At 55.9% G+C, this 14,744-nt stretch carries 10 protein-coding genes; 9 read left to right on the forward strand and 1 reads right to left on the reverse strand.

Translation table 11 applies throughout. From position 1 onward, the window contains the following. The first annotated feature begins 107 nt into the window (after positions 1-107). The 6 genes from rdrA to I9018_RS00095 all read left to right on the forward strand — a co-directional run bounded on the left by rdrA (position 108) and on the right by I9018_RS00095 (position 8,863). Positions 108-2,741: an antiviral RADAR system adenosine triphosphatase RdrA gene (gene rdrA, locus I9018_RS00070; RefSeq protein WP_241108437.1), complete on the forward strand. Its 2,634-nt coding sequence runs from the start codon at positions 108-110 to the stop codon at positions 2,739-2,741. Beyond that, a complete protein-coding gene (gene rdrB, locus I9018_RS00075; RefSeq protein WP_241108438.1) occupies positions 2,741-5,425 on the forward strand; it encodes an antiviral RADAR system adenosine deaminase RdrB in 2,685 nt (894 codons plus the stop codon). Before rdrA ends, rdrB begins: the two co-directional genes overlap by 1 nt. A 132-nt stretch (positions 5,426-5,557) precedes the next feature. Further along, positions 5,558-7,225 (forward strand): hypothetical protein, encoded by a 1,668-nt coding sequence (locus I9018_RS00080; RefSeq protein ID WP_241108439.1) that lies wholly within the window; start codon positions 5,558-5,560, stop codon positions 7,223-7,225. A gap of 455 nt (positions 7,226-7,680) precedes the next feature. Next, positions 7,681-8,166 (forward strand): DUF4265 domain-containing protein, encoded by a 486-nt coding sequence (locus tag I9018_RS00085; RefSeq protein WP_068576596.1) that lies wholly within the window; start codon positions 7,681-7,683, stop codon positions 8,164-8,166. Between the two features lie 23 nt (positions 8,167-8,189). Continuing rightward, a complete protein-coding gene (locus tag I9018_RS00090; protein ID WP_241108440.1) occupies positions 8,190-8,531 on the forward strand; it encodes a hypothetical protein in 342 nt (113 codons plus the stop codon). Positions 8,532-8,542: 11 nt separating this feature from the next. Beyond that, on the forward strand, positions 8,543-8,863 hold the full coding sequence (locus I9018_RS00095; RefSeq protein WP_178083945.1) for a hypothetical protein: 321 nt from the start codon (positions 8,543-8,545) through the stop codon (positions 8,861-8,863). A gap of 27 nt (positions 8,864-8,890) precedes the next feature. Here I9018_RS00095 and I9018_RS00100 read toward each other — a convergent pair whose 3' ends face one another. Beyond that, the gene (locus tag I9018_RS00100) at positions 8,891-9,619 is read right to left on the reverse strand and encodes a response regulator transcription factor (RefSeq protein WP_124345381.1); all 729 of its coding nucleotides are present in this window, start codon (positions 9,617-9,619) and stop codon (positions 8,891-8,893) included. Between the two features lie 817 nt (positions 9,620-10,436). On the opposite strand from I9018_RS00100, the gene aqpZ reads away from it, so the two are divergent. The 3 genes from aqpZ (at position 10,437) to I9018_RS00115 (ending at position 14,654) form a co-directional block, all read left to right on the forward strand. Next, complete coding sequence (gene aqpZ, locus I9018_RS00105) at positions 10,437-11,126, forward strand: aquaporin Z (RefSeq protein WP_068576605.1); 690 nt, start codon at positions 10,437-10,439, stop codon at positions 11,124-11,126. A gap of 195 nt (positions 11,127-11,321) precedes the next feature. Next, on the forward strand, positions 11,322-12,317 hold the full coding sequence (locus tag I9018_RS00110; RefSeq protein ID WP_241108441.1) for a FecR domain-containing protein: 996 nt from the start codon (positions 11,322-11,324) through the stop codon (positions 12,315-12,317). Positions 12,318-12,335: 18 nt separating this feature from the next. After that, positions 12,336-14,654, forward strand: coding sequence for a CHASE2 and HATPase_c domain-containing protein (locus I9018_RS00115; RefSeq protein ID WP_241108442.1), 2,319 nt, complete (start codon positions 12,336-12,338; stop codon positions 14,652-14,654). The last annotated feature ends 90 nt before the right edge of the window (positions 14,655-14,744 follow it).

Here is a 14,744-nt window from a genome sequence, read left to right on the forward strand (position 1 = left end):
CAATTCGGAGGCGACGCCGACTGATGGCACTGTGGTACAGTTTAGGAAATCTGAATGGCCTTACTCTACCAGCGGCCAATCTTACCTAGTCAAAAATAAGGTGCGGAATGTCAATACCTAATACTACAAGTCGTTACATTCCGCTCCATGCTCCAGAAACTGCCAATCTAGATAATGAAAGAACTCTGCTGCCATTGGCGGTGTACCACAAATTAGCTGGGTTCATCGCTAAAGCTCTTCATACGGTCAATGCTAACGGGAATAGCGCCAAACTCAACGAAATTCGGAGCCACAATGCGGTATCCATTGATGGCGAGCGCGGCACCGGAAAAACGTCAGTGTTGGTGAATTTACGCACTTACCTGATAAGTGCACATGAAGACATCTTAAAAGATATCCATATTCTTGATCCGGTCGACCCGACCCTGCTGGAGGAGAACGAATCCCTTTTCCTACACATAATAGTGGCGGCGGTACTGTCGGACGAGGATGTCAAAAAGTCACAACGCACCAATCCCGAAAGTTACAAGCAGTTAAACCAGGTTCTGGATAAACTCGCCCACGCGTTGGAGTGCGTAGAGGTACAACACGACGAACGCGGTATGGATAAGCTGCGTGCGCTTTTCGGAAATAAGCATTTGGCTGATCGCGTGCAGGACTTTTTCAAGGCCGTCCTGCAGTTATTGGGCAAAAAATTGTTGGTGCTACCGATTGATGATGTAGACACCTCGCTCAATCGTGCATTCGAGAATCTGGAAATTGTACGACGTTATCTGACCACGCCTTATGTGCTGCCGATCGTCAGTGGGGATCGCGAGTTGTACCGTGAAGTAACATGGCGAGACTTTCATGGTCGCTTGACCAAGGACTCAAAGCACAACCTGGAGCAGGCATATACCACTGCCGTTGAACTAGCCAATGAGTATCAGCGCAAAGTGTTGCCTTTGCCGGGTCGACTGTTCATGCCGCCGGTTAGTGAATACCTGCGTGATCAGGGCATCACATTGGGTCTGCCAGGCGTCATCTCGCTGCCCAATTTTCATGCTTGGTTGGACATTTTTTTAGCCGGACCGGTCAATGGTCGCGAAGGCAGTGACCTGACGCTGCCTATTCCTTCATTGCGTGCGCTGACCCAGTTCATCAACAGTTGTTCGGAGCTAATCCAAGGCTTGCCACAAGCGGTGCGTTTGGCGGAGAACCCTTTGCAAGTCAAACGTGCCTGGCAAATGCCCTCAGTCCGTCTTGATGTAATGAACTTGTTTCATGCCGAACACCAGCGTTTGAATAAAGAAACGAAACGGGAGTTCGGACCTGCATACAGGTTGTTTGCAGAGCAGCATCACGAACAGGTAGATCTCATTGTCGGCGGATTGGATCAGACGACGATATCTAGCTGGGAACGCACTCTGAGTGATTACTTCCAGTACGAACCACAGGCAGGGGCAGTTTATCTAGTGCTACAGGCTTATCAGTACTGGCAGCACCTGGCAGAAATCAGTGAAGAGGAACGCAACGGTAGTATTTTCGACACTCCGCTGTTCCAGCCTCTACAGCATGAGACTGCTGGGCTGAATCAGTTCGTAAAGGAAAATGACTTTTCCGAATGGCAGGTACATTTAAAAGATAAGTTGCCGTATGGCTGGCTGTCGAGGCTGGATGCTCAACAAACCTTGCTGCCCTATCCAGTTGCAGAGGTAGGAGTAAATTCGGCAAAAGATTGGAAATACTGGGAGGTGATTTCCAAATCTGGAACGGCTGAAGAGGTTGGAGACAAAGCCTGTTTCTTACTCTCACTGCTCACCCATCATAACTATTACACAAATGCTAATCGCAGCATGATGCTGAATATTGGTCGTGTTTTCGAGCTGCTGATTGCCAGTCTTGTTGGCCCGGTTAGCCTACAAACGCTGCAGGGCATCGTACAGAATGCACCGTTCCACTCCAGCAGTGCTTTGGCGCCTACTAAAACTCTTAGTCTTGGGACTGATGAGGGTGATGAGCCAATTGAAAGTGGGGAGGACGACGCACTGGAAAAGCTGAATCGACAGCTTGAGCTATTGCAGGAAGACATTGAGGTTTGGCGAGACCGTCATCAGCTAAACCAAGTAAGATTTTCGCCATGGCTCATTTACAGGGTATTCAACAAGGTATATAGCCAAGTAGCCGAATTTAGAAATGTGCCCCAGGGCATGAAGGATGTCGGAAAAGCTTTGGACAAAGTGGGTATGGTGTTCTACGCGACTTGGTCGGCCTTTGGTAGCTTTGAAAAGGGCAGATTGTTCGGCCTACCGGATGTGGTCGCCACTGTCAATTTGAATTCGCCACACAACTTTGAACAGAACCCTCATTTCAAGATGAACATCTTGCCGTTTGCACCGACGACAGGGCAGAAAGGCCAAGACAATCTCGACTCTGTTTCCAGGCGTCAATTTGGTGCAAGCACCCGCACAGCCAGTTTTTTCCTTGCAGATCATCCAATTAGAAGGTGGTTAGATGAGGTACTGGCCATTTCGTGGGTCAGAGAAGCCAAAAATTTGAGCGCGAGGGAATGGTTATTTAGCAAGCTAGACCTTACTCCGCCAACTCGCCTGACGTTGAGTTTCCTTCGGGCTAAGTTACGTAATACCATAAAAGGCGAGCGCCAAAAAATCATCACTGAAATGACCCAGTTATATCCTGGTAGCAGTGAGTTGAAGTTGTTGGTGAAAGCGAATGATGAATTACTGATTAATCAAAACTGATGCTGAACCGTTCTCTCACTGAACACGCAACCGGCGTCTTCTATGGAAGCGGCCGGCTTGCAGAGCGGTTGTGGACTGAGTTGGTCAGTCCGCAGCATGGCATGGCGCAAGACAGGTGGCATATCCTACAAGGGGATTGCAATCAGTTGCTGGTGGATACGCTGGACGCGCACTATCCGCGCCGTTTTCGCTTGAACGATGTTCGCCATCTAATGGAGCGGATGTGCGATGCAAGACTGTTCATTGAGCCAGAGTTGCCGTGGCTGGATGAGTTGTTCAGTCAACTGCTAATGCGTAATGGGGACATGATTTGCTATCGCGAAACCGAGGTGCAAGCTTATGCACGGCTTGCGGCGGAACTGGACCCTACATTGCTGGTTAGCTGGCATCTGAGTGGTTGGCTTAACGAGAGCCCGCAGCCAGCAGAGGGGGATATCCATCGCGTCGTCTCAACGCAGGCGCCTTTCTTTGCATCACCACCTAACCCATTTCTGCCGCACGCCGAAGGGCATGTACATCTTGGGGGTGTTGCAACTGACAGTGCCATTCTTGGCAATTTTTTACTGGGAGCAGGCGGTTTTGACGGATTGAGGGGCAGCGACAAGGATGGGAACTGGTTAAAGAACGAAAAGCAGCACTTAGATCCGCAGCTAAAGCGCATACGGCAGCTGCTGATTCAACTGCTCGAACATTCTACAAGGGACGAGAATATTACCCTGCAGTTGAATGACCCAATGGTTGTCAAAGAAAGGCTTCCGGATTGGGAGTTGCTGGCAGCGAGCCACGCTACGGCGACAGTAGGTTCTGTCTCATGGGTATGTGGCCAGTTCGCCCAAGCGATGATGCGCGGATGCGCCAATTACTGGCTATGGCTGCTACTCTATCTTTGCTGCCTCTATCGCGATCCGAATCTTTTGCCTTCGTGGCGTGTTGCCATCCTTTGCTGGCTGCAAATGTTCAATGAGCTGCGACGGCGCCTCATCATGGATGGTCAAGGCTTGACCCGTTTTGTTGAGCGCTACTTCCAGGGGCCGTTGAGGCGTGGTGGAGTGTCTCTCTTGCAGGACAATGTACGCCGACTACTAGTGGGACGTGAGGATATGGCGGAGGTAAAGGCCATGATCGGAACGTTTTCTTCCAAGTTCGTGAGCAAGCTGGCTGATGCTGTTGCGAATCAAAGCAAGCTTCACGCGACCATCCCGCCTTATATATTTGGCGAGCATGAAATCAGCGTTGAGGGTAGTGCCGGGCATTATCTGAGATCAATGGAGCGTTGGCATTTTTGTGGCCATTTTTCTCGAACTCAAAAGCAAAAGCTGGCTCCTGGTCGAGAATTGGAAAAACTCTGGAAAAGTGCCGACGATTTGCTTACGGGCTTATCGAGACATGCCGGCTGGGCATTGCCAGAATTTCTGGGCGGTCAGCTAAACCAGCATTTTCAGTTCCATCCCGCACGCTGGTTTCGCGGAGTGGACGTTGCTGGCGATGAAAACGATCTGCGTATCGAGTGGTTTGCGCCAATACTGCGTTGGCTGCGGCGGGGCTTTGTGTCGCGTCCTGACGGTGAGCGGGCCAGCAGCGGTTTTCATTTGAGTATTCACGCAGGCGAGGACTATGCCCATCCCTTGTCTGGAATGCGTCATGTCGACGAAACGGTGCGCTTTTGTGAAATGCGCGATGGCGATCGCCTGGGACATGCCTTAGCGTTGGGTATCGACCCCGCACAATGGGTGGCTCGGCAGGGCGAGATGATGGTCCCTTTGGATGAGCACCTGGACAATCTGGTTTGGCTTTGGCATTACGCCACAACATTAAGCGGCCGTTTGCCCCTAGCGCAGCAAGTGCTGCCTATCATCGAGCGTCGTATTGCGCGCATCTTCCCCTTCACCCTTTGGCTTGAGCCACCTGAACTGGACGTAGATCATCAGGAAGGCGATGGCAAATCCGGGTCAGAATTTGTGACTGTGCCCCCTTCGGTACTTTTTCGCGCGTGGTGCTTGCGCCGTAACTGTCATCATCTATGGCAAAAGCTGTACGACGATCAGCCAAGAAACGAGCGCGAGCGGTGTGCTGTGCCAGACGCTGCAGTGATTAATAATCTGTCAGATATAGCCGCGCGTATTTACCGTTACCGTCATCAGCATATGGCGGCGCTGAAAAAGTTGCCATTGGTCGTTGTAAGAGCGGGCAGTGAGTGGGATGGGCAGGCGCTATATGGAGAGCATGCCAAGCCGATACGTGGAATTATCAATGATGTAGATACTGCCCAAGAGTTGGAATTCATGCATGCCCTGCAAGATTACTTAATGGACCAGTATGACGAGATGGGGCTGATCATCGAAACCAATCCGACGTCGAATGTTTATATTGCCCGGCTGGAAAACCATAGCGAGCACCCGATTTTTCGATGGAGTCCGCCAGATGAGTCGTTGCTGTCAAATGGCGGGAAATGTAACCGCTATGGTTTGCGGCGTGGGCCTGTTCGGGTATTGGTCAACACCGATGATCCGGGAATTACGCCAACCACTTTACGAACTGAATTTACACTGCTACGCGAGGCCGCTATATCGTTGGGTACAGCCAGAACGGTGGCAGAAGAGTGGTTGGAAAGACTAAGACGTTATGGAATTGAACAGTTCCATAAAAATCACCTTCCAGTTTTTGATGAAAAACAGTCTCAATAGGAAGTTCAGTTCCCTATGTTACTAAATAGCTAGTATCGAAAACCCCAACTTCATCGCTAGCAGCATAGCCTGGAGTGGGCAACGCCTTTAATTTCGACAAAGCCAATCATGGCTTCTTAACAGGATGTACAGATGCCTATTGAACAATGTTATCCGTTCAATCTCCCTTGGCTTGCCTCCCTCGCTTTCGACTGTTTTGCACTCGACAAAACTGCCCCAAAGTACTTCGGATTCGCCGAGCTCATTAGTGGTCTTGCCTTGACACTGGTGGTTTGGACCGTCGCAGATCTGCGTTACAAATTTCGCATTGACACTGCTGCCCTCCCGGTAAGAAGGGCTTCAGTGGCGATCACTATCATCGTGGGATTTCTCGCGCTGCTGACTGACCATTGGCGTGCGAGCCAATCGCGTGTACCGCTTGGAGGGTGGCTGACACCCGAGTCCTGGCAATTGTTGCTGGGCGGCGGTTTCTTTCTAATACTGGCAGCTTGGCTTTGGTTAGCTTTTTTCTGGCCTGCCAGATTCAACTCCTGGAATGCCAAAAATTTCGCTCGCAGCGTCGAAAGGCGTCTGTTGCGCGGTTCTCCGACCGAACTGGCGATTGTTGGCGACGAGCTGGCCAGATCCATTTCAAGGATAGTGAACTACGCGCCGGACAATTGCACCGCAGACCAGATTACAAAGACGCAGGAGCATGCTCTCAGATTACTCATGGCCATGGGCAGCCCGAAGTTCTGTCGGGCGGTGGTCGAGGGATCACCGAGGTTCATCATCAATCTGTTCAACACTGTACGCAAGCAGAGCAAATACAGTGGTGAGATCAATGTCATCGCGAAGAGCCTCGTCACCGCAGCTATCGAGAACCGGAACTCATTTTTGTACCATGAGCAGGATTTTTACGAGTCGGGATTGGAAGGCATTACCCGTCCCGTAACCACGGCGCTATGTCAAAATCCACAGTTGGTCAGGCATATTGATACATTGCTCAGTCCTGAGTATTCGCGTCGCAAACCTTGGGACATAGATCAGTGGAAGGCATATTTTCGTCTGGTACTCCAAGCGTTCACTGCCCATGTGGGAGGCGGCGCCGCTTCTAAACCGAACTCTTTGAATTGGGCCTATTTACAAGTCGAGGGGATATACTCCGACCTTACTGAAGACCTTCAGCTGACAGATTTGAGGTTCAACGACGACCTCGACCTACGACTACGAACGCTGGGCATGCTGATCCAAGAAATGGTCACGGTGCTGGATGACCTTGATCAGCAAGGTGAGACTTACGTTGATCATGCCTCGGAAGATATTGCTGGAATCATATTCTCTCTGATTGAAGCAGCTTCATCAGTTCGGATGCCTCGTAGGGTATCCAGAAAAATTCAGTACACGCTGATCTGGGACGATATTGTAAACTCAAGCGAACTACGGACTGCGGTAGGTGGAAAAATCCTCAAGCTGCTCCATTCCATGTTATGGAATTCAATCACCAAGTCACCAGGCCTAGATAGCTTCAGGTTGATGGGATTTTGCCTTAACGTCATGGGATTCAAACCGTCCGAAAAAGAAAAAAAATACGGATCGGCCTGGCGTGATCTCCATGTTGATTTTATCGCTTGGGTTAAGCGGGATATTGCCTCTCTGCTAAAGGCTTATCCAGGTATGGCTCGTGAATGCTTTGTCGATGGCATGTCCTACGATGAGCAGAACAGCCGCTTAGTGATTCACTATGCGGGAGAAGATGGGAGCGAGGGTAGCTACAAGTATCTTGAGGTTGATCCAGCAACTGAGCCCGACCCTGCTTAACAGAACTGGCCTCGCAGTCGCCGAACGTCCTCTCGCAGCACGCGTTGCTGTGTCCCTGTTCTACGTGGGACCAACTATTGTGTGAAACGAGTAGGCTTTTCTCATTTATTAAGTAAATCTCGGTCGGCGGACTTACAAAAAAGCTGATTTTCTATCAGCGTTCGTTGAGGCTCCCGAATCATCTATTTTGTGAACCTACATCAGGGGACACAGCTGAAAATAAAAAGGCCGACGCTTGCGTTGGCCTTTTTTATTGGCAGATTGTTCAATCCCTTTACCCATTTATCCAGCCAAGGCAGGCATGGCGAATGCTCAACTTCTCGGCGTATGGCGCGACTGATCCCGATCTGGCCTGGGAAGTGGAAGACTAATTGAACAATAAGGACGTGGACCTGGCAGGTACTGCCTCAGCCCTTGTCACCCTTTTTAAAACAGTAATCGCTCGGAAATTTGTTATGGATGATCAAAGCCAGGAAATGTCGATTCGGGTTGTCGCGGGGCAGAACAACCGCGGCCCGGTCTATGAACCGCTGCATGTACGGCGGATTGATGAGCACAGTTACGAGATTCTCTACTCACCGGGGCTCACGCTCAACCTGGCCAAGGGCGACATTATTTCGATCAAGGACCCGCAGGCCCCGGCAGTGGTACTCAAGCGTGGCGGCAACTTCTGCATCCACATTTACTCGGATTACATTCCGGAAGAACACATCAGTGCCCTGGAGGCAGACGTGGCGACCGAATTGGGCGGCATGCTCGACGGGCGTTATAAGGGCAATCTGACGTTGTCGGTGCCAGCTCGAAACGGCATGGATAAAATCGCCCTGTTCTTCAACCGCTTCCGCCAGACCACGGGCATCGAGTGGTACTACGCCAACATCTATAAAAACCTCGATGACAGCGATGACGAAACCTTGCTCAATTGGTGGCTGGATAGCTGACCGCGAACGGAGTGCAGACGAGCATGAGCTACGAGTATCGGTTGGTGTTTGATGAGCCGCTGGGCGCGCGGCAGGTCATGGATAAGCTGCGCGGCAGTGCGGACTTTGTACAGGCGGCAGAGCAGGTAGTCGAGTTCAAGGACCCTGGCCTGGGCAGCAGCGCCGACTATGATCTGCGCCTGACCTTCGAGAGCGACCAGGCGCTCTGGATGGAGCTGCTGTTCCGAACCGCACCATTGCACCAGTGTCTGGATCGGGCACTGCAGGGGCACCGTTTCAGGTGTTTCGAGGACGGTGACAGCGACGACGAGGTAGCACTCGAACAGGTCTTTGCGCTGGGCAGGACCTCCCCTATTTCCCCTTGATGGCTGGGCCAATGAACGAAAGACAGCAGCTTATCTGTGAACGCTACGACCTCGCTCCCCAGGCGCCGGAGCCGATGATTGCACTGGCCACCGGCTCCCTTGCGCACTCGCCCATCTATGGCACAAGGATCGAGTTGCCGCAGAACGGGACGGTCAGCTGGTTTATCCACTGCGGCGAACATTCCACCGCTGTGGATTTCTACCAACCCTTGTGTGCCGAGCACCTGGTCGAGCTGTTGCCGGAGGTGATCGATTATCTGTATTTGCCGAGCGGGACGTGTTTCATCATCGACCGCGCCGGTTATGAAGATGTCTGGCAAGACCCTGAGTGACATCGAGCCGCTTTTGGCGGCACGCCGTCAGTTGTCCTGCTCGCCAGGCGACGTGACGCTTTCCAGGCGGTAGCCATAGCCGTAGATGGTCAGTAACTGCCAGCCCCGTTCCGCCGTCAGCCCCAGCTTGTTGCGCAGCCGGTAGATGTGGGTATCCAGGGGCCTGGAGGAAAGAATTTCCTCGTGGGTCCAGAAGCGCTCGTACAAGTATTCTCGGGACAACGGCCGGCCCAGGTTGGCGAACAGGCAACGTGCCAGGCGGTACTCACGCTCGGTGAGGCTGATGGGCGCGCCGGCCCGGGTCACCGTCAACTCGGCATCGTCGAAGGCCAGATCATTGAAGTTCAGTACTTCCTCGCTCTGGGTACGCTGCAGGCCATGGCGGCGTAGCACGGCGTTGACCCGGGCCTTGAGCTCGTTGGGGCGGAACGGCTTGCTCAGGTAGTCGTCGGCGCCGGTGTTCAAGGCCTGGACGATATCGCTCTCGGCATCGCGGCTGGTGAGCATGATGGCGGCCGGTGGCGAGTCCATGTGTTCCCGACTCCAGCGCAGTAGCGCCAGCCCACTGAGGTCCGGCACCTGCCAGTCGAGGATCATCAGGTCGAAGGTTTCCCGCCGCAATTGGCGCAGCAAATCTTCGCCGCGCTCGAAACGGTGCAGGGTCCAGGGTTGTTCACCCGGGCCGGGAATATCTCGCAGTGTCTGTTCCACCCGCGCCAGTTCTGCGGGTTCGTCATCCAGTATTGCGACACGCATGCGAGGCAGGTCCTTAGGGGTCGAGAGGCTGTCCGAGGCATGGCGGCATGCGTCTCGGGCTGGGGAGAAGTTTAGGCGCCAGGGATGAATCTGAACAATTGTGGCGAATTGCTCTAGGGGCGCTGCTCCCTCGGTACGCTGATATCAAATAGCCGGTAGCTGTTGGGAGCACCCTTCAGCACCGAATTCCTTGAAGGACGATACCGGCTCGAACGAGCAAGGAAAAGGGCAATGGGCAACATGTCGGGGGCGATGGATATGGGGTGGAAGAAATTTTCCGAAAGAGCGGATCTGGCGAAACTCGTCGCCTTGTCTCTTGCTGCGTTCTTGAGTGTTGAAGCGTCCTCTAAGGCCACTGCTGTCCCGGTAGCTCCTCACTATGAGCTTCCGGTCCAGCGTTACTTCAGTCCCTCGGTGAACCGGGTGGGCTTTAGCGACTCCCGGGGATTCGCTCCCGCGACTGCGCCACTGTCGACACCCTCGGTGGTGTACCAGGACCAGCAGCGGTGGGTGTTCTAGCCATGGGCCTGAACATTCTGAAGAAATATTGCAAAGCGACACCGGGCTGTCCGCTCCCGGTAAATTCGCACTCGCTGAGTGGCACACGGGGGCAATCGGAAGTGCTCCGACACAGGGAGTGTCATCCGCCGGTTTGGCGGTTGCGGGTCGAAGCGAGCTTCGATTTACCGTACAGGGGAAAACAGGGAGTGCCTCCTCAGGACGTAATGCTCGACACAAGGATGTGTCTCCCTCCCCCGCTGATTTTCGGCGACTTCAATACCCTCCCTCTCATTTCGAATATCTGTGAAGGCCTCTGATGAAAACACTCGGCGCGGAATTCTTTGGTACGTTCTGGTTGGTGCTGGGCGGCTGCGGCAGTGCCGTACTGGCCGCCGGCGTTCCACAATTTGGCATTGGCTACCTGGGCGTCGCCCTGGCCTTCGGTCTTAGCGTGCTGACCATGGCTTATGCCCTGGGGCCGATTTCCGGCGCGCACCTCAACCCGGCGGTCTCGGTTGGCCTGTGGCTGGGCGGACGCTTCTCGGGCAACCGTGTGTTGCCTTACATCGTCGCCCAGGTGCTTGGCGGCCTGGCAGCCGGTGCCGTGCTGTTCCTGATCGCCTCGGGCAAGACGGGTTTTGACGCTTCGGCCGGTTTTGCCGCCAACGGTTATGGCGAGCACTCCCCGGGTGGCTACTCGATGCTCGCTGCCCTGTTGAGTGAAGTGGTGCTGACGGCGATGTTCCTCCTGATTATCCTGGGCGCCACATCCAAGCGCGCTGCTCCCGGGTTTGCCCCGATTGCCATTGGCCTGACCCTGACGCTGATCCACCTGATCAGCATTCCGGTCACCAACACCTCGGTGAACCCGGCCCGCAGTACCGCTGTGGCATTTTTTGCCGGAGAGTGGGCCGTGTCCCAGCTGTGGCTGTTCTGGGTCGCCCCGCTGCTGGGTGCATGCCTTGGCGCCCTGGCGTATCGCCTGGTCGCTACAGACCGGGATTGACCAGCAGTACCGGTGGGGGTGGCCCCTACCGGTACATCGCCCTGTGCACACACAACCGCTCGAGAGCGGTTGTGCTGTTCCAGCAGGGATGAAAGGTTATGGCCGATCTCGGTAGAGAGTGATGGCCAGCACGCCCCCAATCTAGTTCTAATGTCACGGACTTCAGAAGAGCACGACCACGGATCCGATGATCTCATGACCTATTTGTCTATTCGCCCCCGGGCCCAGTTTGCTCCGCTCCTGCTTGGTGTGGTGCTGGCCTTGTCCAATTCGATGGCCAGCGCCGCCATCGCTCCCGCCAAGCGCCTGCCCTACATCGATGACAACCAGCTCTGTCGCGGCCAACCGTTACCGGCGACAGTCGAACACCTGACGGGCGAAGCCTGGAAGCTGGACGCCAAGGGGCGTGAGATCGCCCTGGAAGAAGGCATGGACATCGACGAGAAAGAAGGTGTGAAGACCTCACCCTCGGCCTTCGTCAGCCTGTCCCTGGGCGACGGTTCGCGGGTGGTGCTGCCATCCAGCTCCCAGGTCACCCTGCGGCTGAACGAACAGTACAGCATCCCCCAACTGGTGCTGGAACAGGGCCAGGTCGAGTCCTACGTGATCAAGCGCACCAGCGATCACGACCGCTTCCAGATCGTGACCCCGGTGGGGGTTCTGGGCGTGCGCGGCACCCACTTCCGGGTGCGTAATGATGACGAGCAGTCGCTGGTCGAGGTGCTCAATGGCCAGGTGGCGGTAAACCGGGACAAGGCCCCCCTCGACCAGACTCCCCCGCGCTCGCGCAAGCGGGCTGTGGATAAACCGGCCGGACCGCGGCCGGGAGAAGTTCAAGTGATGGCGCGCCAGGGCATGCGGGTGCGCAAGGAGGGCGAGCTCAAGCCGGTGGACCTGCTGGCCGCGCCCCGGCTGCTGGGGCAGGCAGGTCAAACCGGCGTCCTGCCCGTTTGGCAGCTGATCCTCGAGCCCCTGCCCGGAGCGCGCCGTTATCGCGCCCAGGTGGCGACCGACAAGGATTTCCTGAACATCAAGCAGGAACAGTTCTCCAGCACCCCACAAGTCAACTTCACGGGGTTACAGGCGTTTTTCTATCATGTGCGTCTGTCGGCATTCGACGAGCACGGCCTGGAAGGAGAAACCGGGGTCTATGACATTTTCTATTACCCCAGAAGCACCCGTGTCCAGTAACCCGCCGACGAGGTATCGATGAGCGGGTCGAACCATCGGGCCGGCGACCGAGAGTCCACCCAGGCCCAGCAGCTGTTTCGTCGACTGGTACGGGAATGGTTGTGGGTCAGCCTGTTTCTGCTGCCGCTGACGGCGGCCTTGTCCCTGAGCCATGGGCTGGCCCTGAACAACTTGTTCTATGACCAGCTGCGGCGCTTCACTCCACTGCCGGTGGACCCGCGGATCCTGGTGGTGACCATCGATGACTACAGCCTCCAGCAACTGGGCCGCTGGCCCTGGCCGCGGGCGGTCCATGGCCAATTGCTGGACCGTCTCAGCAGTGCCGGGGCCAAGGGCGTGCTGTTCGATGTGATTCTCAGCGAGCCCGGCAGCACGGTGGAAAACGACACTCGCCTGGCCGCTGCGCTCTGTCGTGCTGGCAATGTGTTCCTGCCGGTACTGCGCGAAGGCGTGGCCCGTTATGGCCAGGACCTGGGCGAACTGTTGCCGGTGCCGTTGTTGCGCAACTGTGCCCGTGGCCTGGGTCATATCAATGCCGAGGCCGATGCGGACGGCACGGTACGCAGCGTCTACCTGCGCGAAGGCCCGCAACAGGCGCCCCGGGCACAACTGACCTGGCTCCTGTACCAGCTCACCGAAGCCGAGCCTCTGTCCCCGCTCATGCCGGGCTCGGCCCTGCCGGAGGTCACCCAGGGCTGGCTGCGCAGCAACCCGGTGCGAATCCCCTTCATCAGCAAGGCTACTGGTTTTCCAAGCGTGCCTTACGTCAGCGTATTGCGCGGTGAAGTCCCTCCGCAGCTGCTGCATGACCGGTTGGTATTGGTGGGGTCCACGGCCCCTGGATTGGGGGATCGCTACGTGACTGCGCAATCCGGCAGCCAGGGTACGACTCCGGGGGTCGAGATCCAGGCCAACCTGCTCAATGGCCTGCTGCAGCATCGCAGCCTGGTCGCGTTGGGTGCGTGGCCGGGCGTGTTGTTATCCATGGCCCTGACCGCTGCCCTCCTTGGGCTGTTGCTGTGGCGTCCACGCCATGCCTTGTGGATAACCCTGGGCTGCATGGGCCTGGCATTGGCTGGGTCGGTATTGATGCTACGGCTGGGGTACTGGTGGTCGCCGGTGGCTAGCCTCCTGGGCATGCTGTTGGCGTACCTGATCTGGAACTGGCGTCGGCTGCGGGTAATCCTGGCTTATTTCGGCTGGGAGCTGGAACGCCTGGACAGCGAGCCCAAGGTACTGCCGGAGCGTCGACGCAACCAGCCGGCCACCGGGGATGTGCTGCAAGGGCAGATCATTGCCCTGGAGCAGGCCTTGAGCCGAACCCGGGACACCCGGCGTTTCATTGCCGACGGCCTGGAGTGCCTGCCGGTAGCGACCCTGATCGCTGATCCGGATGGCAAGATCCTGCTGGCCAACCGCAATGCCCGGGAAGTCTTCGCTCATTCGCTGGTGGGGCAAGCGCTGTTGCCGCAACTGGCTGCCCTGGGGTATCCGGGCCTGGCTGATTCGTCCCTCTCCCCTGCCCTCGCGCAATTGCCAGGGGTGGAGTTTCGCGATACCCAGCAACGCAGCCTGCGAGTGGAGCTGGCGCCGTTGCTGCCGGTGGACAGCGAAACCCCCATTGGCTGGTTGCTGAGCCTGACCGACCTGAGTGTCGAGCGTGATGCCGAGCAGCAGCGTGGAGTCTTGCTGCGGTTTTTATCCCACGACCTGCGTGCCCCCCACTCGGCGATCCTCGCCTTGCTGGATGTGCAGCAGCGCCAGCCATCGCTGCCCAAGCAGGTCTACGGGCAGATCGAACAACAGGTCCGCCGGGCGCTGACCTTGACCGAGGCTTTCGTGCAATTGGCCAAGGCCGAGTCGGAGGCTTATCAGTTCGAGCCGAGCATGTTCGCCATGCTGGTGCTGGATGCCTTCGACCAGGCCACGACCTTGGCCCAGCTCAAGCACATTCATCTGCGTCACAGCCTGGACGAGCAGGCCGAGAGCCTGGTCCTGGCAGACCAGTCTCTGCTGACCCGGGCACTGTTCAACCTGCTGGAGAACGCCATCAAGTACAGCCCGGAAGGTTCCACCGTGAGCGTGCAGGTCAGCTGCGCCGATGGCTGGTTGCGCTGCGAAGTCTGTGATGAAGGCCGGGGCATTGCTGCCGATGACCTGCCCCAGTTGTTCGGCCAGTACCAGCGATTTGCCTCGGCCAAGGGCATCGAGGGCCTGGGACTGGGCCTGTCGATGGTCAAGGCGGTGATGGACCGCCACCAGGGGCATATCAGCTGCCGCAGCGTGGTGGGGCAAGGTTCATGTTTCGTTCTTGAGTTGCCCTTGCTGGAGGAGTAAGGGCCGAGGCGAGTATCCAAATGAAAAAGCCGGCCTCGAGGCCGGCTTTTTCTTGGGTGTAAAACTTATGCACGTTTTTCCGTATTTTAT

The sequence above is a fragment of the Pseudomonas sp. MPFS genome, from assembly GCF_022537035.1.
Lineage (GTDB): Bacteria > Pseudomonadota > Gammaproteobacteria > Pseudomonadales > Pseudomonadaceae > Aquipseudomonas > Aquipseudomonas sessilinigenes.